Raw genomic sequence first — 24,838 nt, forward strand, 5'->3', positions numbered from 1 at the left:
CCCGCTCGGCGGGCATCCTCGACGTCGCCGTCACCCCCGCCGGCGCCGCCGAGATCGCCGGGCGCTCGCGGGGCACGCCCCGCATCGCCAACCGGCTCCTGCGCCGCGTCCGCGACTTCGCGCAGGTCCGCGCCGACGGCACCATCGACGCGAAGGTCGCCGCCGCGGCGCTGGCCCTGTACGACGTGGACGACCTGGGCCTGGACCGCCTCGACCGGGCGGTGCTGCGGGCGCTCGTGGGCACCTTCAACGGCGGGCCGGTCGGGCTCTCGACCATCGCGGTCGCGGTGGGGGAGCAGCCGGACACCGTCGAGGAGGTCTGCGAGCCGTTCCTGGTGCGTGCCGGGCTCCTGGCCCGCACGCCGCGGGGGCGCGTGGCGACCGCCGCCGCCTGGCACCACCTCGGGCTCAACCCGCCCAGCGCCGAAGGGCTGTTCGGCTCGGGGGACGCGTAGGGTTGGGCCGTGGGGACGGGGCGACACCGTGTACCGGATAGACTCCGCCCACGTCACCGAGACCGTGACCATCCACGACGAAAGGCACCAACGTGCTTGCATCCGCAGACGTCCTCGCTCAGGAAAGCGCCGGCGGTGGGAACCTCATGTTCATCATCATGATCGTCGGCTTCATCGCCCTCATGTACTTCGTGATGATCCGCCCGCAGAAGAAGCGGCAGCGCGAGCAGCAGAACATGCAGGACACGGTCGCCCCCGGCGCCCGGGTCATGACCATCGGCGGCCTCTACGGCACCGTCGTCGACTCCGACGACGAGTCGGTCACCCTCGAGGCCAGCGACGACACCTTCCTCGTCTTCGCCCGCCAGGCAATCGCCAAGGTCGTCACCCCCGCCGAGACCGAGCCCGAGGCCGACGAGGAGTCCGCCGAAGAGGTCGAGGCGACCCTCTCGGACGACGACCTCGACAAGCTCCGCGAGAGCGGCGACGACGGCAAGGACAAGCACGCCGGGAACGCCGACCGCAAGGAGTACTAGAAGCCGCCGGCCCGCACGCGATCCCCAGACCGGACACCGCCGGACCCGCGCCCGCCGGGCGCACCCCGTAGGCCGGGCAGAGCCGACAAAGGCCGCCGTCCTAGAATGAGCCGCGCCGAGGGTACGTGTGTGCAAGTCGACACTTCGACGGCTCGCAAGCAGCGCCGAGGGCCACCCCCTCCGGCCGGTCGAGAGGCCGGCCGGCGCCCGCTACCGTCTGCGCGGGCATCGCGGTGCCCGCCCCTATCCGAGTTCTGAGGAAGAGACCGACCATTGGCTTCAGTAACGGGCGCTGACCGCCCACGGAAGAAGATCCAGCGCAAGCGCCAGCCAGTCGCCCCCTACTTCGTGGCGCTGATCCTGGTCCTCGCGGTCCTGTGGGTGTCCGCCCTGGCGGGTTCCGGATGGAAGTTCCCCACACCGAAGCTCGGCCTCGACCTCCAGGGCGGGCTGTCGATGCCGCTCACCGCCTACCAGCAGGGCACCGACGAGCCTCCCACGGCCGAGACCATGGAGCAGGCCCGGCAGATCATCGAGAGCCGCGTCAACTCCACGGGCGTCTCCGAGCCCGAGGTCTTCGTCGAGGGCACCGAGAACATCGTGGTGAACGTCGCCGGCGACGACATCGACGAGACCGCCCTGCGCGACGTCGGCGCCCCCGCCGAACTGCGCTTCCGCCTCGTCACCGACTCGGTCGAGGACTACTCGGCCTTGGAGGACGCCCTCGCCGAGGAGGAGCCCACCGACGAGGCCAGCGAGACGCCCACGGCCGAGGCCACCGAGACCCCCGCCGCGGACCCCACCGAGACCCCCGCCGACGACGCCTCCGAGGCCACCGAGACGCCGACCGAGGACGCCGCCACCTCCGAGGAGACCGCCGGTTCCGGCCAGGCGCCGACCACCGAGGACTCCGACATCACCCTCGACGACGTTTGGGCGAAGGTCGGCGAGGACGCCGCCGCGACCGCGCAGGCGCTCACCGCCGCGCCCGCCGACGAGGCCACCTACGCGCTCCTCGACCCGTTCGGCGAGCTGACCCCCGAAGAGGTCTCCTACCTCCCGGCCTCGGTCCAGTTCTACGTCCCCCAGGTCACCTGCGAGCAGCTCGACAACCGCCCGCCCGGCGCCGTCCAGCAGGAGGACATCGCCGTCACCGCGTGCTCGGCCCCCGAGCCGGCCGTGGCCGACGACCCGTCGCTGACCTTCTCGTACAAGTACCTCCTCGAACCGGCCACCGTGCTCGGCTCGGACGTGGACACCGCCGACGTCGGCACCGACCAGGCCAACCCCAACAAGTTCGTCGTGAACGTCCAGTTCACCGGCGAAGGCGCCGAGCGCTGGGGCGCCCTCACCACCGCCGGCCTCGGGTCCCCGGTCGCGATCGTCCTCGACAACGAGGTCGTCAGCGCCCCCACGATCCAGGAGGTCTCGACCAACTCCACGCAGATCTCCGGTGACTTCTCCGCGGACGAGGCCAACCAGCTCGCCGACCAGCTGAACTTCGGCTCGCTCCCGACCACGTTCGTGGTCGAGACCGTCAACGAGGTCACCGCCACCCTCGGCGTGGACCAGCTCGAAGCGGGCATGATCGCCATGCTCCTCGGCCTCATCCTGGTGTTCCTGTACTCGATGATCTACTACCGGCTCATGGGCTTCGTGGTCCTCGGCTCGCTCATCGTCGCCACCGGCGTCCTCTACCCGGCGATCGCGCTCCTCGGCTCCCAGGTGGGCCTGACGCTCACGCTCGCGGGCGTCGCCGGCTTCGTGGTCTCGATCGGCATCACCGCCGACTCCTTCATCGTCTACTTCGAACGCATCAAGGAGGAGATGGCGGGCGGCCGCTCGGCCCGCTCGGCCATCCCCAGGGCCTGGGTGCGGGCGAGGCGCACGATCCTGTCGGCGAACGCCATCTCGATGATCTCCGCCGTCGTGCTCTACATCCTCGCGATCGGCCCGGTCCGGGCGTTCGCGTTCGCGCTCGGCATCTCGACCATCGTGGACGTCATGATCGTCTTCCTGTTCACCCACCCGATCGCCGAACTCCTCTCGCGCGGGAGGCTCCTCAACAGCCAGGCGCTGTCGGGCCTTCACACGAAGATCACCCCGGCCACCGGCGACGCGGCTGCGAAAGGCTAAGGACCGATGAGCACCAAGCAGACCGAGAAGCGGCCGAACATCCTCAGCCAGCTCTACCGCGGCGAGACCGACTTCCAGTTCATCGCGAACCGGAAGCGGTTCTACATCGCCTCCGCCGTCGTCATCGCGGCCCTCGTCGTGGTCATGATCATCAAGGGCTTCGTCCTCGGCATCGACTTCGCCGGCGGCGTCCAGTACAGCGTCCCCGCCGCCGAGACCTCGGCGACCCTCGAGGACGTCGAGGCCGCGGCCGAGTCCGCCGGTGCCGAGGTCGCCTCCGGGCAGGTCGCCGGCAGCGGCGACGGCCGCTCCTACATCGTCCGCGTCGGCGAGCTGGAGGGCGACCAGTCCACGGCCGTCCGCGACGCCATGGCCGCCGAGGCGGGCATCGGCGCCGACTCCATCTCCGTCTCCGAGGTCTCCGCGACCTGGGGCGCGGCCGTCTCCAAGCAGGCGCTCATCGCGCTCATCGTGTTCCTGGTGCTGGTCTCGGCCTTCATCTGGATCAGGTACGAGCGGCGCATGGCGATCGCCTCGCTGGGCGCGCTCGCGCACGACGTCATCATCACCGTCGGGATCTACTCGCTCGTCGGCTTCGAGATCACGCCCTCCACGATCGTCGGCCTCCTGACGATCCTCGGGTACTCGATCTACGACACCGTCGTGGTCTTCGACAAGGTCCAGGAGAACACCGCGCAACTGCTCAAGTCGCGCAACCAGACCTTCGCCGAGGCCGTCAACGACGCGGTCAACCAGACGCTCATGCGCTCGATCAACACCTCGATCATCGGCGTCCTGCCGGTGGCGGCGCTGCTGTTCGTCGGCGTCGGCATGCTCGGCGTCGGCACCCTCAAGGACCTGGCGCTCGTGCTGTTCGTCGGCATGATCGTCGGCGCGTACTCCTCGATCTTCCTCGCCGCCCCGTGGGTGGTCGACCTGGCCGAGCGCAGCGCCGTCTTCAAGCGCCACAACCAGAAGATCGCCGCCAAGCGCTCGGGCGAGGACGAGGACGCCAAGCCCGCCCGCAAGTCCGCCAAGAGCGCCGCCGCGGACGAGGACGACGACGACCGCCTCGAACTGGCCAAGACCGACGACCTGCCGCTGGAGCTGCTCGAAGAGCCCGCCCCGGCCCGGGCCGGGGGTGCCTCCCGCCAGGGCGGCTCCAACGCCAGGAAGCGCAAGCGCCGCTGACCCAGCGGACACGAAGACGGCGGGCGGACCTTCACGGTCCGCCCGCCGTCTTGCAGCTGGTGGCTCATCGGGAGCCGGCGGCTACTCGGGCCGCTTGTCGCCCTTGAGCTTGCCGACGGCGTCCTGCGCCTTGTCCTTCACGGAGTCGGCGATGTCGTCGATCTTCTCGCCCGCCGGCGAGTCCTTGGCCTTGTTGTACAGGTCCTCGGCCTTGTCCTTCATGTCACCCGCGCTGTCCGAGACCTTGTCCTTCATCTCGTTGAACTTGTCCGACATTCCCACGGTGAACCCCTCCCTACGTGAGTCGGTATCACTATATGAGCGGACCGGGGCGTCCGGAGCGGTTTCCCCGTACACCCCGAGTCGAATCCCGAACGCTACCGGAGGATGACGCGGACGGGGCCGATTGCCCCATACCGTCGTCCCCATGACGAACGGACCGATCACCAGCACCGCCGGGCGCGCCCGCACCGCCCTCATCATCGGCGGCGGCGTCGCCGGACCCGCTGCGGCCCTCGCCCTGCGAAAGGCAGGCATCGAAGCGCGGATCTTCGAGACCCACCGGCCCGGCACCGGCTCCAAGGGCGGGCCCCTGACCCTCGCCTCGAACGGCCTCAGCGCCCTGCGCCTGCTCGACGCCGACGCCGGTCTCGCCGCCGAGGGCATCGCCACCCCGCGCATGGTCATCCAGTCCGGCACCGGCAAGGTCCTCGGCACCGTCGAGACCGACCCCGACCTGCCCATGTGCCTGACGCTGCCGCGCGGGCGCCTCGCCGACCTCCTCCGGGAGCGGGCCGCAGCGGAAGGCGTCCCGATCGTGTACGGCAAGCGCTTCGTGGACGCCGTCGACACCGGCCACAGCGTCATCGCCCAGTTCGACGACCACACCACCGCCGAAGCGGACCTGCTCATCGGCTGCGACGGCATCCGCTCGGTCGCCCGCCGCCTCGTCGACCCCGCCGCCCCCGAACCCCGCTACACGGGCCTCATCGGCCTCGGCGGCTACATCGACGGCCCCTCGGGCGTCCCCTCCACCGGCGGGTCCTTCCACATGATCTTCGGACGCCGCGCCTTCTTCGGCCACCTGTCGGACGGCGAGCGCACCGGCTGGTTCGCGAACCTGCCGTACAAGCACCTCGACCGCGACGCGGTGCGCGAGACGAGTTTCGAGGAGTGGACGCGCCTCATGCGCGCCGCCTTCGCCGACGACGCCGGGCCCGCCCTCGACCTCATCGACCACATGACCCCCGAGGGGTTCATCCCGGCCTCGCCGCTGGAGGACCTCCCGCACGTCCCGGTGTGGTCCAAGGGCCGCATCGCCCTCATCGGCGACGCCGCCCACGCGACCTCGCCCTCCTCGGGCCAGGGCGCCAGCCTCGCCGCCGAATCCGCCGTCGTCCTCGCCAAGCACCTGCGCGACCTGCCCGTCGAACGGGCCTTCGCCGCCTACGAGCGCGAACGCCGCTCCCGCGTCGAACGCGTCATCGCCGAAGCCGCCCGCACCAACCGCTCCAAGGCCGCCGGCCCCGTCGCCGCCCGCTTCCGCGACGCCCTCATGCCGTTCTTCATGGCACGCTTCGCCACCCCCGAACGAGCCGCCTGGCAGCACGCCTACACGATCGAGTGGTAATCCTCGCGGTTCGGCCCCGGCCGTGCGACGCTCCGCGTATGAATCCCTCTCCATCCCCTTCGGACCCCGAGTCCGCGCCCGAACCGCTCCCCATCGCACCAGCCACTCCGCCGGTCGACCTCGTCGCACCCGAACCGCCCTCCGGGCCTCCGCCAGCGGCCGTCACGCCGCCCGCCACCACGGTCCGCCGAGACCACCGGCTCGTCTGGACTACCGTCATCGCCGGCGCCGCGTTCTTCCTTGGGCTCGGTGTGGGTCTCGCCGTGGACCGCCCCGGAGGCGGCGGATCGGACCCCCATGCGCTCGAAGCGGCGAAGGAGGAGTGCGCGTCGGGCTCATCCGACGTCCGCATCGGGGACGAGGGGGCCACGCTGGTCATCGACCGGGCCGGAGCAGAAGAGATGCCCGGCGCGACGCTGAGCCAGCTCGACTGCCTGCTCGGCGAACTCGACGTTCCCGACTCAGTGGTCGAGCGGATCCAGAACACCCGCGCCCTCGACGGGTACCAGGAGGCGGACTTCGACGGATACACCGCCTCGTGGACCTTCCACCCCGACGATGGCCTCAACCTGACCATCACGACGGCATGAGCGAAGCGGCCCGCGGCCGAGACCGGCCGCGGGCCCTCGTCGTTCAGTCCTCCACGGCCTCTTCGAGGCGCTGGATGAAGTCGCGCTCGCCCTTGGAGACGGCGACCTTCTTGCTGAAGAAGCCGCCTTCCCTGGAGCGGGAGGCCTCGGCGACCTCGGTGGCGATGCGGACGAGCCAGTCGCCGTAGGCCTCGCGGTCGAGGTCGGAGCGGATGAGGGACACCGCGCGCTCGGTGGTGCCGATGGCGCGGGCGATCGCCTCGTCCGGGTCGGGGAGGCCCTTGCCCTCGGACTCGCCGGTGCCCTCCTCGCGGAGGCGGTTGGCGACGGCGCGCACGAAGTCGTTCTCGTCGCGCTGGGCGTGCTTGAAGACCTTCGCGGCGGCCGTGAGCTCCTTGAGGAAGCGGAGCGCGTTCGGGGCGCCGTCGGCGACGATCGCGCCCTCCATCACCGCCCTGGGGGCGGCGAGGAGGTCGGCGAGGTCGTCGCCCTTGAAGTCGGAGAGGGCAGTCATCGACGCGCTTTCTGTAGGGCCGGAGGCGAACGGACACACCATACCGACCGGTCGCGGCCGGGCTCAGGCGCGTTCGGTCCCGGTGAGCCGGTACGCGTCGTACACGCCGTCGACCTTGCGGATCACCTTGATGATGTGATCGAGGTGCTCCGGCGTCGCCATCTCGAACGTGAAGCGGGACAAGGCGACCCGGTCGCGTGTCGTGGTGACCGTGGCCGACAGGATCGACACCCGCTCGCCCGACAGCACCTGCGTGACGTCGGCGAGGAGACGGTGGCGGTCGAGCGCCTCGACCTGGACCGTGGCCACGAAGGTCGCCTGGTCGTCCTCGTTGGACCAGTGCACCTCCAAGACCCTGTCGGGCTGGAGCTCCACGCGCTCCTCGGCGTTCTCGCAGTCCCTGCGGTGCACCGAGATCACGTGGTAGCGGGTCGCGAAGCCGATGATCGAGTCGCCGGGGATCGGGTTGCAGCAGTGCGCCAGGCGCACCGGCATCTCGCCCTCGTCCATCCCCGCGACCGTGACGGCCGCGTGGATGTCCCCGTGGGCCTCCGGCACGATCCGCGCCGGCTGCGTCGGGGCCGTGGCCTCGGCCATGTCCTCCGTGGCGCCCTCGGCGCCGCCCTGGACCTCCAGGAGCCGCTGCACTACCTGGGTGGGGGAGACGTGGTGCTCGCCCAGGGCCGCGTACAGCGCCTCGACGTCCTTGAGGTTGAGGTCCTTCGCCAGCGACGTCAGGTTGTCGTGCGTGAGCATCCGCTGGAGCGGCAGGCGGCGCTTGCGCATCGCCCGGGTCAGCTCGTCCTTGCCCTGCTCGATCGCCTCTTCGCGGCGCTCGCGCTTGAAGTGCTGCTTGATCTTGGTGCGGGCGCGCGGGCTCTTGACGAACCCGAGCCAGTCCTCGCTCGGCGTCGCGTTCTCGGAGTTGGAGGTGAACACCTCCACCACGTCGCCGTTCGACAGCGTCGACTCCAGCGGCACGATCTTGCCGTTGACCTGCGCGCCGATGCAGCGGTTGCCGACCTCGGTGTGGACGGCGTACGCGAAGTCCACGGGAGTGGAGCCCGCCGGGAGGGCGATGACGTCGCCCTTGGGCGTGAACACGTACGCCTCGGAGGAGGCCAGGTCGAACCGGAGCGCGTCGAGGAACTCCGAGGGATCGGCGGCCTCGCGCTGCCAGTCGAGGAGCTGGCGCAGCCACGCCATGTCGTCGATGTGCGCGGGCGGGCCGGCGACCGTGGAGTTCTTGGTCTCCTTGTACTTCCAGTGCGCCGCGATGCCGTACTCGGCGGTGCGGTGCATCGCCCACGTGCGGATCTGCATCTCGACGGGCTTGCCGTTCGGGCCGATCACCGTGGTGTGCAGCGACTGGTACATGTTGAACTTCGGCATCGCGATGTAGTCCTTGAAGCGCCCCGGCACCGGCTGCCAGTTCGCGTGGATCACACCGAGGGCCGCATAGCAGTCCCGCTCGTTCTCGACGAGGATGCGCAGGCCCACCAGGTCGTAGATGTCGTTGAAGTCGCGGCCGCGCACGATCATCTTCTGGTAGATCGAGTACAGGTGCTTCGGGCGCCCCGACACCTCGGACTTGATGCGCGAGTTCTTCAGGTGGTCCTTGACCTGCGCTATGACCTGCTGGAGGAGCATCTCCCGCTGCGGGGAGTGCTCGGACACCAGCCGCGCGATCTCGGAGTACCGCTTCTTGTACAGCGTCGCGAAGGACAGGTCCTCCAGCTCCCACTTGATGGTGTTCATGCCCAGGCGGTGGGCCAGGGGAGCGAGGATCTCCAGGGTCTCGCGGGCCTTCTGCTCCTGCTTCTCGGGCGGCAGGAACGTCAGGGTGCGCATGTTGTGCAGGCGGTCGGCGAGCTTGATGACGAGCACCCGCGGGTCCTTGGCCATCGCCACGACCATCTTGCGGATCGTCTCGGCCTTCGCCGCGTCGCCCAGTTTCACCTTGTCGAGCTTCGTGACGCCGTCGACCAGGAGCTTGACCTCGCCGCCGAACTCGGCCTCCAGTTCGTCCAGCTCGTAGTCGGTGTCCTCGACGGTGTCGTGCAGCAGGGCCGCCACCAGCGTGTTCGTGTCCATGCCGAGCTCGGCGAGGATCGAGGAGACCGCGAGCGGGTGCGTGATGTACGGGTCCCCGGACTTGCGGAACTGGCCGCTGTGCAGCTCCTCGGCCCGCGTGTACGCCTGCTGGAGCAGCCGCACGTCGGCCCGCGGGTGCGCGGCCCGGTGGGCGGCCACCAGCGGCTCCAGGACCTCCGGGAGCTGCGAGGACTGCCACGGGGCGTTGAAGCGCGCCAGGCGGGCCCGCATGCGCCGTCCCGTGGGCGGCCCTATGGGGGCGCTCGCGGCGGGCGCGGCGTCAGCGGTATTGCCGGACGCGGCTCGCTCGGTCACCACGCACGCCTCCTCGGTCTTCACACGGCTCATCGGCTTCGCAGAACCTCGACAAAAGCTTCGACACCCATCCTAGCCGCGCAGGGCTCCGGCCCGCGCGGAGCGACTCCGAGCCGCTCCGCACTGAGCCGCAGCACACACTCGGCGGGCGCTACATCGCGCCGGCCGCCGCCACCTGCTCCACGAGGTCGAGGCCCGAGGTGATCGTGCCCAGGATCGTGTAGGCGGGCGGGAGCTTGGTGTTCTCGTAGACGATGAAGAACTGGCTGCCGGTGGTGCCGGCGCCCGCGTTCGCCATCGCGATCGTCCCGGCGGGGTAGTTCCCTTCGGCATCGACCGGCAGGTTCTCTTCCTCGTACTGGTAGCCCGGGGAGCCCGCGCCGGCCATCTCCGGGGTGCCGGCCTCGATCGCGGCGCGCGCGTCGGGGTCGCCGCACTGGAGGACCCAGATGCCGTCGGTCGTGAGCCGGTGGCACTGCTGGTCGTCGAAGTAGCCGTCCTGCGCGAGGAACGTGAACGACCCGGCCGTGCAGGGGGCCTCGGCGGTGTAGATGTCCGCGGTGATCACGCCCAGGTTGGTCACGATCGTCATCTCCTGCGTCCCGGAGGCGGGCTGCACCGACTGCGGGGTGGGGCTGACGCCGTCGGCGGAGGTGTACATGCAGTTCTCGACCTCGGTGGCGCTCGGGGTGCTCATCTGGAAGCACTCCAGGTAGACGTCCTGGGCGGGGCGCCCGTCCGTCAGGCCCTCGGTCGCGGTTCCGGTCTCGCCCTCGCCGCTCGGCTCGGCGCCGTCGCAGCGACCCGCAGCGGCCTCGGCCTTGCGGATCACGCCGGCGACCTCGGGGTCGACCGCGTCGATGTCGCCGTCCTCGGGAGCGAAGAATGCAAACGCTCCCCAGACGAGGAGCGCGAGCGCGACCAGGCCGGCGACGCCGCCGACGGCCCAGCCGATGTTGCGCTTGTGTCGCTCTTCCTCGGCCTTGGCGGACATGCGCTGCTGCAACTGCTGCCGGGCGGCCAGGCGCTGGGCTTGTTTCGACGCCACCGTCGGTTCTCCTTCGCGCGGGTGGGGGTGCTGGTTACGACTGGTTGGACTTACGACGTGCTCTCGGAGGGGGTCTCCTCCGCCGGGGCCTCGGAGGTCTCGCCCTCGGCGGGCGCCTCGGTGGACTCCGCGCTCGGGTCGAGCATCGGGTCGGTCACCTCGCCGGTGGGGGTGTCCTCGGGCTCGTCCGTGAAGAACCCGGACTGCCACAGGTATCCCAGCGTGAGCACGGCCGCGATCGCGAGGAGTCCGAACAACGCCTGGAGCTGGCGGCGACGGCGCAGCTTCCCCGCGAGACGCGCGTTCTTCTTCGCGTTCGCGATGCGCTGCTTGCGCCGCTCCATGTGCTTGGACTTGGCGGGCACCTGGCCTCCTCGGTCGACCGGTCGTGTCGAACATCGCAAGTCGTCGATATCAGCTCGCGCGTTCTGGGGGTTACGAGTTCCGCAGTCTAACCGGGTCAAGTCAGACGCGTCACCGCAGGATGCCCCGTGTATCCTGAGGCCGCGACGGAGGGGGAGGCGCGGGTGCTCATCGAGACGCTGGTGGCGGATGCGTTCGGCACGAACTGCTACGTGCTGTCCGCCGGCCCCGGCTCCGAATGCGTGGTCGTCGACCCCGGCATCGGCATCGCCCCCCGCCTTGAGGACCTGCTCGCCGACCGCGGCCTCAAGCCCGTCGCCGTCATCTTGACGCACGGGCACTTGGACCACACTTTCTCGGTCACCCCCGTGTGCGGCGCGAACGACGTCCCCGCGCTCATCCACGCCGACGACGCGCACCTCCTCGCCGATCCGACCAGGGGCTTCGGCGCCAACATGATGTCGCTCGTGGGCACCGGCCTGGAGTGGACCGAGCCCGACGAGGTGCGCGCGCTCGACGACGGCGGCGACTTCGAACTCGCCGGGATGCGCTTCACGGTCGACCACGCCCCCGGCCACACCGCCGGCTCGGCCATGTTCCACACCGCAGGCGACGAGGGCCTGTACACGCTCTCGGGCGACGTGCTCTTCCGCGGCGCCATCGGGCGCACCGACCTGCCGGGCGGCAGCGAGACGGCCATGTGGGACAGCCTGCGGCGCAAGGTCCTCCCGTTGGACGACGCCACGGTCGTCCTCCCCGGGCACGGCCCGAGCACCACGATCGCGGCCGAACGCGCCCGCAATCCGTACCTGAAGCGCGCCGCGGCCCATCATTAGGCCCGCCGCGCCCGTTTTCCGCATTCGCACACTTTTCCGCTAGGAGACCGCCATGTCACGACCCCAGCCGCTCTCGGGCTTCCCCGAACTGCTGCCCCGGCAGCGGATCGTCGAGCAGCAGGTCGTCGACCACCTCCGCCGCGCCTTCGAGCTGCACGGCTTCGCGAACCTCCAGACCCGCGCGGTCGAGCCCATGGACCAGCTCCTGCGCAAGGGCGAGACCTCCAAGGAGGTCTACGTCCTGCGCCGCCTCCAGGCCGACGAGCGCGACACCTCCGACGCCGAGCTGGGCCTGCACTTCGACCTCACCGTGCCCTTCGCGCGGTACGTCCTGGAGAACGCCGGGAAGCTGAACTTCCCGTTCCGCCGCTACCAGATCCAGCCGGTCTGGCGCGGCGAGCGGCCCCAGGGCGGGCGGTACCGCGAGTTCTGGCAGGCCGACATCGACATCGTGGACCAGGGCGAGCTGCCCGCGCACTACGAGGCGGAGGTGGCCCTCGTCGTCGCCGACGCCCTGCGCGGCCTGCCGCTGCCGAAGGTCCGGATGCACGTCAACAACCGCAAGCTCTCCCAGGGCTTCTACCAGGGCCTCGGCATCCGCGACACCGAGGAGGCGCTGCGGATCGTCGACAAGCTCGACAAGATCGGCCCCGAGGCCACCGCGAAACTCCTCATCGACGGCGTGGACGCGACCCCCGAGCAGGCCGACGCGTGCCTCAAGCTCGCCGCGATCAGCGCCGAGGACACCTCGTTCGTCGCGGCCGTCCGCGCCCTCGGCGTCGAGGACCCGCTCCTGGACGAGGGCCTGGAGGAGCTCGCCGCCGTCGTCAGCGCCGTCGCCGCCGAGGCCCCCGGCTTCGTCGTGGCGGACATGAAGATCGCGCGCGGCCTCGACTACTACACCGGCACCGTCTACGAGGTCTTCATCGAAGGCCAGGAGCACCTCGGCTCGGTGTGCTCGGGCGGGCGCTACGACAAGCTCGCCTCCGACGGCAAGAACGCCTACCCGGGCGTGGGCCTGTCCATCGGCGTCTCGCGCCTGCTCGTGCCGCTCCTGAACGCGGGCGCGCTCACCGCCACCCGCGAGGTCCCCACCTGCGTCCTCGTCGCGCTCGCCAACGAGGACGAGCGCCCCGCCGCGAACGCCCTCGCCCAGCGCCTGCGCCGCCGCGACATCGCGACCCAGGTCTCCCCCTCCGCGGCGAAGTTCGGCAAGCAGATCAAGTTCGCCGACAAGCGCGGCATCCCCTTCGTGCTCTTCACCAACGACGACGGCACCCAGATCAAGGACATCCGCTCCGGCGACCAGTCCACCGTCGACCTCGACACCTGGAACCCGCCCGCCGACGACCTCACCCCCCGCATCGTCGCCGAATAGCCACGACGCGAAGGCGGGCGCCCCGAACCGGGGCGCCCGCCTTCATGCTTTCCGGTCTAGTTGTGATGATCGTCGCTTACGAGAATCTTGATCGTGTTACGTGTTTTGCTCTGCTCCAAGCGGTTCGTACCGTTGGGCGGGTGACGACCCACGTACACGACAATCCGATAAAGCTCTGCAAGAACAAGCCGAGCTTCGCCGTCGAACTCGCCCGGGAGATTCTCGACCTCCCGATCCCCGAGCATGACGAAATCCTCCCGTACTCCGAGTCCATGACTGACATCGAAGTCCGAGACCTCAACGCCGACAACGCGGTCGTCTGCCGCAAGGGCGGAGCCGTCCGACTCGGCATCATCGTCGAGATTCAGCGCGGCCAGGACGACCGCAAGCGGTATTCCTGGCCCGCATACCAGGCGAACTTCCGCCACCGGATCGAGGCGCCGGTTCTGCTTATCGTGGTCTGCCCGGTCCCCTCGGTGGCCGCGTGGGCGGCCGAGGCGATCAGCACCGGCCAGCCCGGAAGCGCCTTCCGGATGCTGGTGCTCAGCCGGGCGAACTACCCGCAGCTCCTTGCGAACTCGGGGACCGGTGCCCTCGCCGAGCAGATGGTGCTCGGCACCCTGATCCATGAGCAATCGGACGACATCGAGCGGTTGCTCGCGGCCGCGGAGACGGAACTCGCACCACTCCCCGAGGACATCGCCAAACGCTACACTGAGTACATGTTGGGGCAGCTCAGCGAGCACCCCCGCACGATCCTGGAGGCCCTGATGCAGCAAGAGACGTACCCGTACCAGAGCAAGCTCCTCGCCGACCGCGAGGCCCGAGGCAGGGTCGAGGGCAGGGTTGAAGGCAGGGTTGAAGGCAGGGTTGAAGGCAGAGTCGAGGAGGCCACGGAGATGCTCCTCGACATCATCGAGGCGCGGGCGCTGCGCATCAGCGAGAACGAACGCCGCCGCATCGAGAGCTGCCGCGACCTTGCCCAGCTCCGCGCGTGGGGGAAGCTGGCGGTCACTGCGCGCTCCACCGCCGACATCTTCGGCTGAACCGCAGACAGTGCAACGCAGAGGCGGGCGCCCCGGTCGGGGCGCCCGCCTTTTTCTGGTTTCCTTCGGTGGTCCTAGGCGAGTGCGTTGACGGTGGGCTTGTGGGCGCGGTGGGTGGCGAGGTGCCGGCGGCGGACGGGGAGGCCGAGGGTGGGGTGGGCGACGCTCCAGGCGGCGGCCGTGCAGATGAGCTCCTTGTAGAGGGCGGCGGTGCGGCCGCGGATCGAGGAGTCCTTGGCCTGGTCGTCGCGGGTGACGAACTGGATGAGGCCTTCCTTGCGGCCCAGGCTGACGCACTGCTGGACGTAGTGGAGCGGCGCTGGCTTGGCGCGGCCGCCGGTGAGGCGGGCGGCGATGGTGTCGGCGGCCTGCCAGGCCATCGGGGTGCCTGAGGCGCAGGACATGCGCAGCGGGGCGCCCGCGTCGCCGATGGCGTAGCCGGCGTCGCCGACGGCGTAGACGTCCGGGTGCGAGACCGAGGCCATGTCGCGGTCGACCTCGATCTGGCCGTTCGCGGTGGTCGCGAGGGTCGTGGCGGCCGCGATCGGGTGGACCGCGAAGCCGGTGGCCCACACGGTGACCGCGGCGGGGATCGTCCGCCCCTCGGCGGTGGCGACCGCGTCGGCGCGGACCTCGGCGACGTCGGCGTGCTCGTGGACGGTGATGCCGAGCCGCCCGAAGACCTTCCACAGGTGCTGCCGCGCCTTCGGCGAGACCCAGTCGCCCAGGCCGCCGCGGGCGATCAGCGCGACCTTGAGGTCGGGGCGGGCCTCGGCGAACTCGGTGGCCGCCTCGATGCCGGTGAGGCCGCCGCCGACGACGGTGACGGCGGCGCCGGCGTCGAGCCGGGCGAGGCGCTCGCGGAGTCTGAGGGCGCCGGGGCGGCTCGCGACCTCGTAGGCGTGCTCGGCGACGCCGGGGACGGCCTGGTCGTTCCAGCCGCTGCCGAGGGCGTAGACGAGCGTGTCGTAGGCGAGGCGCTCGGCGCCGTTCGCGTCGAGGATCGCGACGGTCTTGGCGTCGGCGTCGACGGCGGTGACCTTCGCGAGCTTGAGTTCGACGCCGGTCCCGGCGAAGATCTCGGCGAACGGGCGCGGCTTGAGGTCCTGGCCGGCGGCGACCTGGTGCATCCGGACGCGCTCGACGAAGTCGGGCTCGGCGTTGACGAGCGTGATGGCGACGTCGTCGGCGTGGAGGCGGCGGGCCAGGCGGCCGGCGGCGATCGCGCCGGTGTAGCCGGCGCCGAGGACGATGATGCGGTGCTTCATGTTCCTGCTCCTGTCTGATGCGGGTTCGACACTTGAACCGGGCGGCCCGCGGTTTCCTGACACCAGGAGCATGTGAAGCACCTCACATGGCTGTCAGAAGGCGTTGAACAGGGGTTCTCCTCGGTCCTCGCCCGCCCAACGGGCCGTGGCGCGTTCGAGCTTGTCGGGGTTGACCTGGTTGCGGAACGCGGCGATGCCCTCGGCCGTGACCTCCAGGCACAGGATGCCGACCACGCGGCCGTCGAGGGCCGCCACGACGGCCGGGCCGCCGTTCGCCGAGGCGACGTAGACCTCCGGCGAGCCGCCGACCAGGGCGCGCTTGGCCTGGCCGGGCCGGAACAGGCCCCACATGAACTTGGCGACCGCCACGGCGCCCTCGAAGGCCCGGGCGCGGGCGGGGACCTTGCCGCCGCCGTCGCCGACCGCGATGGCGTCGGCGGTGAGCAGCCGCACGAGCGGCTCGGTCTCGCCGCTGGTGGCCGCCGCCAGGAACTCTTCGACGACGCGGCGCGCGGCGGCCTCGTCGATCTCCGTGCGCGCCTTGCCGTCGGCGAGGTGGCGCTTGGCTCGGTGGAGGATCTGCTGGCTGTTCGCCACGGAGATCTCCAGGATGTAGGCGATCTCGGTGTGCGAGTAGTCGAAGGCCGATTTGAGCACGTACACGGCCCGTTCGACCGGGGACAGGCGCTCCATGAGGGTCAGGACGGCGTAGGACACCGACTCGCGCTGCTCGGCGGTGTCGGCCGGGCCGAGCATCGGGTCCCCGGCGAGGAGCGGCTCGGGGAGCCACTGCCCCACATAGCGTTCGCGCCGGGCGCGCGCCGAGGTGACCTCGTTGAGGCACAGGTTGGTGACCACCTTCGTCAGCCACGCCTCGGGCACGTCGATCCGCTCGCGGTCGGCGGCCTGCCAGCGCAGGAAGGCCTCCTGGGCGATGTCCTGGGCCTCCCCGGCGGAGCCGAGCATCCGGTAGGCGACGGCCTCCAGGCGCGGGCGGTGGGCCTCGAACCGGGTGAGGTCGTCCTCGGTGATCAGCATGGGGCCGATCCTAGCTCCCGCCGGGCCGCGTGGACGGTTTACGAAGCGGCCCTACACTTCGCGGACGCAGTAGATCGCGGTGATGGAGTCGATCTCGGGGTCCCAGTCGCGGCCCGCGGCGATCGCGGTGTCGGTGTAGTAGTACTGGGTCCACTCGTAGCCGTCGCAGGCGTCGTTGGCGGCCACCGAGTGCCACTGGTCGGTGGGGTCGGGGTCCTCGGGGTTCTTGGCGATGTGGACGACGTACCAGTAGGCGTCGGCGGCCTCGCAGTCGACGACGTAGAAGCCGGTGGTGACGTTCTCGATGCACTCGCCCTCCTGGGGGACGCGGTACACCGACTCCTCGCCGGTGGTCGCCTCCTCGGTGGACGGTTCGGGTTCGGTCGTCTCCTCGGCCGGTTCGGTGGTCTCCTCGGGGGCCTCGGTCGTGGTCGACTCGGCGACCGGGTCGCCGTCGTCGTCGCCGAGGTTGACGGCCAGGAAGATGCCGCCGGTGGCGATGGCGAGGATGATCACGACGAAGGTGATGATCAAGGGCGCGTTGGAGTTCCCGCGCGGCGGCGGGGGCGCGGCCTGGCCGGGCTGGAAGGCGCCGCCGGGCGGGCCGGCGGGGGGCTGGAACGCGCCGGTCTGCGCGGGGTAGGCCGCGGGGGAGTAGGGCTGTCCGGGCGGGACGCTCCCGGGCTGGACGTTCAGCGGCGGGTTGCCGTAGCCGGTGCCGGGCCCGTACGGGTCGGGGCGGGAGTAGGGGTCGGCGTCGGTCGTGTAGTGCTGCGGCGTGGGCTGCCCGTACCCCTGGGCGGGGTCGTACGGGTTCGGGGGCGGGTAAGCCATGGGGGTCTCCGTCGCGTGGCCGGGCTGGGGGCGTGGTCGGGCGATCAGGTTCCATCATATTGCCTCTCGGCGAACACCGTCCCCTCCAGGAACGCCGAAGGGCCGCCCCGCAGCGGGACGGCCCTTCGGTCGGTGCGCGCTAGTAGTTGCTCGACGCGCAGAGGATGCCGGTCACCGGGTCGGCGTCGGTGTAGCCCGACGGGTCGGTGAGCTGGGTGATGCCCCAGTACCAGTCCTCGGCGCCGCACACGGAGGACGCGGCCTCCATGAGCTCGTCGTCGGTCATGGCCACGGGGGAGTCGATCGGCGAGGTCGCCGTCACCGTGTAGGACGCGGAGGCGCAGTCGGTGACGTACCAGCTGTCGTACGGGTCGTTGAAGCAGTCGCCGACGTCGGGCATCCGGGGCGTGTTGCCCTCGGCGTCCGCCGTGTCGATCGACTCGACGCAGATGAGGTAGTCCAGCTTGCCGCCGGAGGCGTCGACGACGTAGTTGAAGTCCTTCCAGGTCTGGCCGAACTGGAAGCCGAGCACCTCTTCGCCGCAGATCTCGACGATCGGGGCGAGGTCCTCGGGGACGCCCGCGGAGTCGGCGCGGATCTCGTCGACGTCCTCGTTGACGGTGGTCACGGTCCAGAGGGCGTCGGCGGCCCCGCAGTCGACCTTGAGGTCGGCGAGCGGGTCCTCGGACATGCTGAAGGTCATGTCCCACGAGGAGAGGCAGTCGCCCACGGCCACGCCGGCCGAGGTGTCGGTGTCGTCGAGGTCGTCGAGCGCCTGGCCGGCGTCGCCGCCGTTGTTGACGAGCTGGACGAGGAAGTAGATGCCCAGGCCGAGCACGACCAGGACCACCGGGATGAGCTTCCACAGGAGGCCCTTGCCGGTGTCCTTCGCGAACTGGCCGAAGCCGCTGCCGCCGGCGCCGCCCCCGGGGGGCATCGGCGGCGGTGCGCCGTAGGCGCCGCCCGGCTGAGGCGGGTACCCGGGCTGCTGGGGGGCCCCGTATCCGGGCTGCGACGGCTGCCCGTACGGCGAGGGCTGCCCCTGCGGCTGGGGCGAGTATCCGCCCGGCTGCTGCGGCGGGTATCCCGGCTGCTGGGGCTGCTGGCCGTAGCCAGGGGGCGGGGGATAGGTCATTGGTGAATCGCTCCTTGCGAACGTACTCTGAATCAGGGGGTGCGGGCACGGGGATGGGCGCCGTGCGATATGCGATCACTCTAGCCACCGACCGCCACTGTCATGCGCGGCCCGCCCCCCTGTTACGGGGCCATTGCGAACCGATTGCCGGGATTCTCGGCGGCCCTTGAGAAAAACCGCGCCACCTGCTCGGATCGTAGGACGATGGTGTCCGCCAGATGAGCGATGCATTACACTCGCCTGACACTTTGCATTCTCTCGGGCCGACGTCGTCCCGTTCGAAACACCGCAGTGCTCCGGCGCCCCCACTCGCTGTAGGAGCCCTCGACGACGAAGGAGGCCACGGTTGCGTTCTGCCCTGAACTCTGAGCCCGGTCTTTACCGCCCCGCATGGGAACACGACGCCTGCGGCGTCGCCTTCGTAGCGGACATGCAGGGACGGACCGCCCATGCGGTCATCGAGCGCGGCCTGTCCGCGCTCGTGCGCATGGAGCACCGCGGCGCGACCGCCCCCGACCCCGATTCGGGCGACGGCGCCGGAATCATGCTCCAGATCCCCGACGCCTTCTACCGCGCCGAGGCGGGCTTCGCCCTCCCCGCGGCCGGGCACTACGCCGCCGGACTGGTCTTCACCCCCGAGAGCGACGAGGAGACCGCCCGCGCGCGGTCCATCGTCGAGAAGTACGCCGTCGCCGAGGGCTGCCGCGTGCTCGGCTGGCGCGACGTGCCCACCGACGCCTCCGGGCTCGGCGCCGCCGCGCTCGGCTCCAAGCCGCGCGTCTCCCAGGTCTTCCTCGCCGCCGAGGACGGTCTCGCCGCGGGCCTGGACCTCGACCGCCTCGCCTATGCGGTGCGCAAGCAGGCCGAGCGCGAGATGCGCGAGCGCCACCTCGGCAGCGCCGCGATCGTCAGCCTGTCCTCGCGCACCGTCGTGTACAAGGGCATGCTCACCCCCGCGCAGGTGCCGCAGTTCTACCCCGAGCTGGCCGACGAGCGCCTCACCAGCGCCATCGCCCTGGTCCACTCGCGGTTCTCGACCAACACGTTCCCGTCGTGGCCGCTGGCCCACCCGTTCCGCATGGTCGCGCACAACGGCGAGATCAACACCATCCGCGGCAACCGCAACTGGATGACCGCACGCCAGGCCGAGCTCGCCACCGAGGCCCTGCCCGGGCGCCTGCGCCGGCTCTTCCCGATCAACACGCCCGGCGGCTCCGACTCGCTCAACTTCGACGAGGTCGTCGAGCTGCTGCACCTGGGCGGGCGCAGCCTGCCCCACGCGATGCTCATGATGATGCCCGAGGCCTGGGAGCACAACGCGACCATGGACCCCAAGCGGCGCGACTTCTACCGCTACCACGCCTCCATCATGGAGCCCTGGGACGGCCCCGCCGCCGTCTGCTTCACCGACGGCGTCCAGATCGGCGCGGTCCTCGACCGCAACGGCCTGCGCCCCGCCCGCTGGTGGCGCACCACCGACGACCTCGTCGTGCTCGCCTCCGAGTCCGGCGTGGTCGACATCGAGCCCTCCCAGGTCGCCCAGAAGGGCCGCCTCGAACCGGGCCGCATGTTCCTGGTCGACACCGGCGCCGGCCGCATCCTCGACGACGAGGAGGTCAAGGACTCCCTCGCCAAGGAGCACCCGTACGGCGACTGGCTCCACGCCGGCCTCATCCGCCTCGAAGAGCTGCCCGAGCGCAAGGCCCGCACCTGGGACAGCGAGTCCGTGCGCCGCCGCCAGCTCACCTTCGGGTACACCGACGAGGAGCTGCGCATGTTCCTCGCCCCCATGGCCGCCAAGGGCGAGGAGCCCTTGGTCTCCATGGGCTCCGACACGCCCATCGCCGGGCTCTCCAAGCGCCCCAAGCTCCTGTTCGACTACTTCACGCAGCTGTTCGCGCAGGTCACCAACCCGCCGCTCGACGCCATCCGCGAGAAGCTCGTCACCGCGATCGGCACCACCGTCGGCCCCGAGGGCAACCTCCTCGAACCCGGCCCGCACTCGTGCCGCCAGATCGAGCTCGCCCGCCCGATCCTCTCGAACGTGGAGCTCGCGAAGATCCTCCACATCGACGAGGACGGCGACATGCCCGGCTTCAAGGCCGTGCGCGTCTCCGGGGTCTACAAGGCCCGCCACGGCTCGCGCGGCATGAAGGACCGCCTGGTCGAGATTTGCCGCCACGTCTCCGAGGCCATCGAGGACGGCGTGCGCATCCTCGTGCTCTCCGACCGTGACTCCACCGCCGACCTCGCGCCCATCCCCTCGCTGCTGCTCACGGCTGCCGTGCACCAGCACCTCGTCCGCGAGCAGACCCGCACCAAGGTCGCGCTCCTGGTCGAGACCGGCGACTGCCGCGAGGTCCACCACGCCGCCGTCCTCCTCGGCTACGGCGCCGCCGCGATCAACCCCTACCTCGCGTTCGACTCCGTCGAGGAGCTGAGCGCCCAGGGCGTGGTCGACGCCGAGCCCGCCCAGGCCGTCGAGAACTACATCAACGCGCTGTGCAAGGGCGTCCTCAAGGTCATGTCGAAGATCGGCATCTCCACGATCGCCTCCTACACCGGCGCCCAGATCTTCGAGGCCGTCGGCCTCGACGCCGACTTCGTCGACCGCTACTTCACCGGCACCGACTCCTCCATCGGCGGCATCGGCCTCCAGACCCTCGCCAAAGAGGTCGCCGAGCGCCACCGCGCCGCCTACGAGCGCCCCGTCGACGCCGCCGAGCCGCTGCCCCCGGGCGGCGACTACCAGTGGCGCCGCGAAGGCGAGGTGCACCTGTTCAACCCCGAGACGGTGTTCCTGCTCCAGCACGCCACCCGCTCGGGCCAGTACGACGTGTTCAAGCGCTACACCGAGAAGGTCAACGCGATCGCCGCCGACTCCGGGCTCCTGCGCGGGATGCTCGGCTTCGACGACTCGCGCCCGGCCGTCCCGCTCGACGAGGTCGAGCCCGTCGAGTCCATCGTCACCCGGTTCCACACCGGCGCGATGTCCTACGGCGCGCTCTCCATCGAGTCGCACGAGACCCTCGCGATCGCCATGAACCGCCTCGGCGGCCGCTCCAACTCCGGCGAGGGCGGCGAGGACGTCGAGCGCCTCTACGACCCCGAGCGCCGCTCGGCCATCAAGCAGGTCGCCTCCGGCCGCTTCGGCGTCACCTCCGAGTACCTCGCCACTGCCGACGCCATCCAGATCAAGATGGCCCAGGGCGCCAAGCCCGGCGAGGGCGGGCAGCTCCAGGGCAACAAGGTCCACCCGTGGATCGCCAAGACCCGCAACTCGACCCCCGGCGTGGGCCTCATCAGCCCGCCCCCGCACCACGACATCTACTCCATCGAGGACCTCGCCCAGCTCATCCACGACCTCAAGCACGCCGGCGGCGGCGACGCCGAGGTCCACGTGAAGCTCGTCTCCGAAGTGGGCGTCGGCACCGTCGCCGCGGGCGTCTCCAAGGCCAAGGCCGACACGATCCTCATCTCCGGCTACGACGGCGGCACCGGCGCCTCCCCGGCGAACTCGATCAAGCACGCGGGCACCCCGTGGGAGATCGGACTCGCCGAGGCCCAGCAGACCCTCGTCCGCAACGGCCTGAGGGACCGCGTCCGCCTCGAAGTCGACGGCGCCATGAAGACCGGCCGCGACGTCGTCGTCGCCGCGCTCCTGGGCGCCGAGGGCTACGGCTTCGCCACCGCCCCGCTCGTCGTCGCCGGCTGCGTCATGATGCGCGTGTGCCACCTCGACACCTGTCCCGTCGGCGTCGCCACCCAGGACCCGGTCCTGCGCGAGCGCTACACCGGCGAGCCCGAATTCGTCGAGAACTTCTTCCGCTACATCGCCGAGGAGGTCCGCGAGCACCTCGCCGAACTGGGCTACCGCAGCCTCGACGAGGCCATCGGCGACGTCGAGCGGCTCCGCCAGCTCACCGGCTCGGGCCGCAAGGCCGCCCGCGTCGACCTCGCCAACGTCATCGCCGCGCCCGTCGCCGGACCGCGCGTCCAGGCCACCGTCCAGGACCACGGCGTCCAGGGCACCCTCGGCGCCCGGCTCCTCGACATCGCCCGCCCCGCCCTCGAATCCGGCGAGCGGGTCGAAGCCGACCTGGAGATCCGCAACACCGACCGCTCCGTCGGCGCCCTCCTGGGCGCCGCGGTCTCCCGCGGCCACCGCGACGGCCTGCCCGACGACTCGGTCTGCCTCACCTTCCGCGGCACCGCCGGGCAGTCCTTCGGCGCGTTCCTCACCCGCGGCGCGACCTTCAAGCTCGTCGGCGACGCCAACGACTACGTCGCCAAGGGCCTCTCGGGCGGGCGCATCGCGCTCATGCCCGACGCCGGGGCGCCGTTCAAGGCCGAAGAGAACGTCATCGCGGGCAACACCATCCTGTACGGCGCGACCTCCGGCGAGCTGTACGTGCGCGGGAAGGTCGGCGAGCGCTTCGCCGTCCGCAACTCCGGCGCCGTCGCCGTCGTCGAAGGCGTGGGCGACCACGGCTGCGAGTACATGACCAGCGGCACCGTCCTCGTCCTCGGCCCCACCGGCCGCAACTTCGCCGCCGGCATGTCCGGCGGCACCGCGTACGTGTGGCGCCTGGACGAGTCGCGCACCAACACCGCGCTGGCGGACCTCGACCCGCTGTCGGCCTCCGACATCGACCTGGTCCACTCCCTGCTGCTGCGCCACGGCCGCGCCACCGGGTCGGCGGTCGCCGCCGACCTGCTCGGCAACTGGCCCAAGGCCGCCAGCGGCTTCACGAAGGTCATCCCGCGCGAGTACAAGGCCGTCCTCGCCGCCCAAGCCCGCGACTCGGTCGCGTCCCGCACCCTGGTGCTGACGGAGAAGGAGACCGCCAATGCCTAACCCGAGCGGATTCCTCGAACACGGCCGCGAGGTCCCGAAGAAGCGCCCCGTGCCGGTGCGCCTCCTCGACAACCGCGAGGTCTACACGCGCACCACGAAGGACGTGGTGACGGCGCAGGCGGCGCGCTGCATGGACTGCGGCATCCCGTTCTGCCACAACGGCTGCCCGCTCGGGAACCGCATCCCCGAGTGGAACGACCTGGCCCGCACGGGCCGGTGGGGCGCGGCGATCGAGCAGCTGCACGCGACGAACAACTTCCCGGAGTTCACCGGGCGGCTGTGCCCGGCCCCGTGCGAGGCCGCCTGCGTGCTCGGCATCGGCGACGACCCCGTCACCATCAAGAACATCGAGGTCGAGATCATCGACCGGGCCTTCGACGACGACCTCGTCGAGCCGCGCCCGGCCGAGGACGCCAGCGGCAAGTCGGTCGCGGTGGTCGGCTCGGGCCCGGCGGGCCTGGCCGCCGCCCAGCAGCTCGCCCGCGCGGGCCACGCCGTCACCGTCTACGAGCGCGACGACGCCCCCGGCGGGCTTCTGCGCTACGGCATCCCCGACTTCAAGCTGGAGAAGCACCAGATCGACCGCCGCGTCGAGCAGATGCGCGCCGAGGGCGTCGAGTTCGAGTGCGACGTCAACGTCGGCGTCGACATCACCGCCGAGGACCTGCGCGCGCGGCACGACGCGGTGATCCTCGCCGTGGGCGCCCTGGAGGGCCGCGAGACCGGCCAGCCCGGCCGCGAGCTCGCGGGCATCCACCAGGCCATGGAGCACCTCGTGGGCGCCAACCAGGTCGTGGCGGGCAAGGCCCCGTTCGCGCCGATCGACGCCAAGGGCAAGCACGTGGTCATCATCGGCGGCGGCGACACCGGCGCGGACTGCCTGGGCGTGGCCCACCGGCAGGGCGCGGCCTCGGTCCGCCAGCTCGACCTGTACCCGACCCCGCCCGAGGCGCGCGACGACGGCAGGGACCCGTGGCCGACCTGGCCGGTCATCGTCCGCAACTACCCGGCGCACGAGGAGGGCGGGGAGCGCGACTACGCGTCGGCCGCCGCCGAGTTCATCGGGGACGAGCACGGGCACGTGCGCCAGATGCGCTTCTCCGAGGTCACCGTGGACAAGTCCCAGGGCCGCCGTGACATCGTCCCGGTGCCCGGCACCGAGCGGGTCGTCCCGGCAGACCTGGTGCTCCTGGCGATCGGCTTCGCCGGGACCGAGGACCAGCCGCTGCTGCGCCAGCTCGGCATCGAGCGGACCCGCCGCAGCGTCATCGACTGCGGCGAGGACTGGCAGACGGACGCGCCCGGCGTGTTCGTGGCCGGCGACGCCCACCGGGGCGCCTCGCTCATCGTGTGGGCGATCGCCGAGGGGCGGGCGGCGGCCGCGGCCGCGCACCGCTATCTCGGCGGCCAGACGGCGCTCCCGGCGCCCGTCGGCGCGGGCGCACAGCCGCTCGCCGCATAAAGTGCAATAGGCGGAATCGAGCGGGGTCGATTAATGTTCCCGCTCAATTCCGCCTATGCTTTTCTCGCATTCACCGGCGGTGAATTGCAGCTCTCAACTGCGGTGACCCCC

At 70.9% G+C, this 24,838-nt stretch carries 19 protein-coding genes and 1 pseudogene; 11 read left to right on the plus strand and 9 right to left on the minus strand.

All coding sequences use genetic code 11. The features are described 5' to 3' along the window. The 4 genes from E9998_RS23270 to secF form a co-directional block, all read left to right on the plus strand. On the plus strand, positions 1–455 hold a 455-nt coding region (locus E9998_RS23270), incomplete at its 5' end, for a Holliday junction DNA helicase RuvB C-terminal domain-containing protein (protein ID WP_275669531.1). 92 nt (positions 456–547) lie between these two features. Then, positions 548–991 (plus strand): preprotein translocase subunit YajC, encoded by a 444-nt coding sequence (yajC, locus tag E9998_RS23275; protein ID WP_204745617.1) that lies wholly within the window; start codon positions 548–550, stop codon positions 989–991. Positions 992–1,264: 273 nt separating this feature from the next. Further along, positions 1,265–3,127: a protein translocase subunit SecD gene (gene secD / locus E9998_RS23280; RefSeq protein WP_136532142.1), complete on the plus strand. Its 1,863-nt coding sequence runs from the start codon at positions 1,265–1,267 to the stop codon at positions 3,125–3,127. A 6-nt stretch (positions 3,128–3,133) separates the two neighbouring features. After that, complete coding sequence (gene secF, locus E9998_RS23285; RefSeq protein ID WP_136532143.1) at positions 3,134–4,318, plus strand: protein translocase subunit SecF; 1,185 nt, start codon at positions 3,134–3,136, stop codon at positions 4,316–4,318. Between the two features lie 81 nt (positions 4,319–4,399). Here secF and E9998_RS23290 read toward each other — a convergent pair whose 3' ends face one another. Next, positions 4,400–4,600, minus strand: a complete 201-nt coding sequence (locus E9998_RS23290; RefSeq protein WP_136532144.1) for a YtxH domain-containing protein — start codon at positions 4,598–4,600, stop codon at positions 4,400–4,402. Positions 4,601–4,745: 145 nt separating this feature from the next. Between E9998_RS23290 and E9998_RS23295 the strand changes: the two genes are divergently transcribed. Both E9998_RS23295 and E9998_RS23300 read left to right on the plus strand, forming a co-directional pair. Then, positions 4,746–5,948, plus strand: a complete 1,203-nt coding sequence (locus E9998_RS23295; protein ID WP_136532146.1) for an FAD-dependent oxidoreductase — start codon at positions 4,746–4,748, stop codon at positions 5,946–5,948. Between the two features lie 38 nt (positions 5,949–5,986). Continuing rightward, on the plus strand, positions 5,987–6,538 hold the full coding sequence (locus E9998_RS23300) for a hypothetical protein (RefSeq protein ID WP_136532148.1): 552 nt from the start codon (positions 5,987–5,989) through the stop codon (positions 6,536–6,538). Between the two features lie 43 nt (positions 6,539–6,581). Here E9998_RS23300 and E9998_RS23305 read toward each other — a convergent pair whose 3' ends face one another. The 4 genes from E9998_RS23305 to E9998_RS23320 all read right to left on the minus strand — a co-directional run bounded on the left by E9998_RS23305 (position 6,582) and on the right by E9998_RS23320 (position 10,874). Further along, the gene (locus tag E9998_RS23305) at positions 6,582–7,052 is read right to left on the minus strand and encodes a hypothetical protein (protein ID WP_136532150.1); all 471 of its coding nucleotides are present in this window, start codon (positions 7,050–7,052) and stop codon (positions 6,582–6,584) included. Between the two features lie 63 nt (positions 7,053–7,115). After that, positions 7,116–9,494, minus strand: coding sequence for a RelA/SpoT family protein (locus tag E9998_RS23310; protein WP_136532151.1), 2,379 nt, complete (start codon positions 9,492–9,494; stop codon positions 7,116–7,118). 118 nt (positions 9,495–9,612) lie between these two features. Next, entirely contained in the window at positions 9,613–10,509 is an 897-nt protein-coding gene (locus E9998_RS26585; RefSeq protein WP_136532152.1) for a peptidylprolyl isomerase, read from the minus strand. A gap of 50 nt (positions 10,510–10,559) precedes the next feature. After that, on the minus strand, positions 10,560–10,874 hold the full coding sequence (locus E9998_RS23320; protein ID WP_136532153.1) for a hypothetical protein: 315 nt from the start codon (positions 10,872–10,874) through the stop codon (positions 10,560–10,562). A gap of 162 nt (positions 10,875–11,036) precedes the next feature. Between E9998_RS23320 and E9998_RS23325 the strand changes: the two are divergent. The 3 genes and pseudogenes from E9998_RS23325 to E9998_RS23335 all read left to right on the plus strand — a co-directional run bounded on the left by E9998_RS23325 (position 11,037) and on the right by E9998_RS23335 (position 14,132). Further along, positions 11,037–11,751, plus strand: a pseudogene (locus E9998_RS23325) (MBL fold metallo-hydrolase). A gap of 9 nt (positions 11,752–11,760) precedes the next feature. Further along, a complete protein-coding gene (hisS, locus tag E9998_RS23330) occupies positions 11,761–13,086 on the plus strand; it encodes a histidine--tRNA ligase (protein ID WP_136532154.1) in 1,326 nt (441 codons plus the stop codon). A 62-nt stretch (positions 13,087–13,148) separates the two neighbouring features. Continuing rightward, complete coding sequence (locus tag E9998_RS23335; protein ID WP_136532155.1) at positions 13,149–14,132, plus strand: RpnC/YadD family protein; 984 nt, start codon at positions 13,149–13,151, stop codon at positions 14,130–14,132. Positions 14,133–14,206: 74 nt separating this feature from the next. Here the strand turns inward: E9998_RS23335 and E9998_RS23340 are convergent, their stop codons facing one another. From E9998_RS23340 to E9998_RS23355, 4 genes are all read right to left on the minus strand, one after another. Continuing rightward, the gene (locus tag E9998_RS23340; RefSeq protein ID WP_136532156.1) at positions 14,207–15,400 is read right to left on the minus strand and encodes an NAD(P)/FAD-dependent oxidoreductase; all 1,194 of its coding nucleotides are present in this window, start codon (positions 15,398–15,400) and stop codon (positions 14,207–14,209) included. A gap of 93 nt (positions 15,401–15,493) precedes the next feature. Next, a complete protein-coding gene (gene sigJ, locus E9998_RS23345) occupies positions 15,494–16,438 on the minus strand; it encodes an RNA polymerase sigma factor SigJ (RefSeq protein WP_136532157.1) in 945 nt (314 codons plus the stop codon). 51 nt (positions 16,439–16,489) lie between these two features. Continuing rightward, entirely contained in the window at positions 16,490–17,272 is a 783-nt protein-coding gene (locus E9998_RS23350; protein ID WP_136532158.1) for a hypothetical protein, read from the minus strand. 139 nt (positions 17,273–17,411) lie between these two features. Continuing rightward, positions 17,412–18,407 carry a hypothetical protein gene (locus E9998_RS23355; RefSeq protein ID WP_136532159.1) on the minus strand — a complete coding sequence of 332 codons (996 nt, stop codon included), beginning with the start codon at positions 18,405–18,407 and terminating at the stop codon, positions 17,412–17,414. Positions 18,408–18,753: 346 nt separating this feature from the next. On the opposite strand from E9998_RS23355, the gene gltB reads away from it, so the two are divergent. Both gltB and E9998_RS23365 read left to right on the plus strand, forming a co-directional pair. After that, on the plus strand, positions 18,754–23,265 hold the full coding sequence (gltB, locus tag E9998_RS23360; protein WP_136532160.1) for a glutamate synthase large subunit: 4,512 nt from the start codon (positions 18,754–18,756) through the stop codon (positions 23,263–23,265). Next, entirely contained in the window at positions 23,258–24,727 is a 1,470-nt protein-coding gene (locus E9998_RS23365; RefSeq protein ID WP_136532161.1) for a glutamate synthase subunit beta, read from the plus strand. The genes gltB and E9998_RS23365 overlap by 8 nt, the downstream gene beginning before the upstream one ends. The last annotated feature ends 111 nt before the right edge of the window (positions 24,728–24,838 follow it).

It is taken from the genome of Glycomyces paridis, assembly GCF_004912155.1.
Classification (GTDB): domain Bacteria; phylum Actinomycetota; class Actinomycetes; order Mycobacteriales; family Micromonosporaceae; genus Glycomyces; species Glycomyces paridis.

What these genes read in the sequence shown, in the direction of transcription:
- E9998_RS23340 (WP_136532156.1), bottom strand. Translation starts at nt 15,400, where the DNA reads ATGAAGCACCGCATCATCGTCCTCGGCGCCGGCTACACCGGCGCGATC.
- E9998_RS23310 (WP_136532151.1), bottom strand. Translation starts at nt 9,494, where the DNA reads ATGAGCCGTGTGAAGACCGAGGAGGCGTGCGTGGTGACCGAGCGAGCC.
- E9998_RS23365 (WP_136532161.1), top strand. Translation starts at nt 23,258, where the DNA reads ATGCCTAACCCGAGCGGATTCCTCGAACACGGCCGCGAGGTCCCGAAG.
- E9998_RS23295 (WP_136532146.1), top strand. Translation starts at nt 4,746, where the DNA reads ATGACGAACGGACCGATCACCAGCACCGCCGGGCGCGCCCGCACCGCC.
- secF (WP_136532143.1), top strand. Translation starts at nt 3,134, where the DNA reads ATGAGCACCAAGCAGACCGAGAAGCGGCCGAACATCCTCAGCCAGCTC.
- hisS (WP_136532154.1), top strand. Translation starts at nt 11,761, where the DNA reads ATGTCACGACCCCAGCCGCTCTCGGGCTTCCCCGAACTGCTGCCCCGG.
- E9998_RS23350 (WP_136532158.1), bottom strand. Translation starts at nt 17,272, where the DNA reads ATGGCTTACCCGCCCCCGAACCCGTACGACCCCGCCCAGGGGTACGGG.
- sigJ (WP_136532157.1), bottom strand. Translation starts at nt 16,438, where the DNA reads ATGCTGATCACCGAGGACGACCTCACCCGGTTCGAGGCCCACCGCCCG.
- E9998_RS23300 (WP_136532148.1), top strand. Translation starts at nt 5,987, where the DNA reads ATGAATCCCTCTCCATCCCCTTCGGACCCCGAGTCCGCGCCCGAACCG.
- E9998_RS23355 (WP_136532159.1), bottom strand. Translation starts at nt 18,407, where the DNA reads ATGACCTATCCCCCGCCCCCTGGCTACGGCCAGCAGCCCCAGCAGCCG.
- E9998_RS23305 (WP_136532150.1), bottom strand. Translation starts at nt 7,052, where the DNA reads ATGACTGCCCTCTCCGACTTCAAGGGCGACGACCTCGCCGACCTCCTC.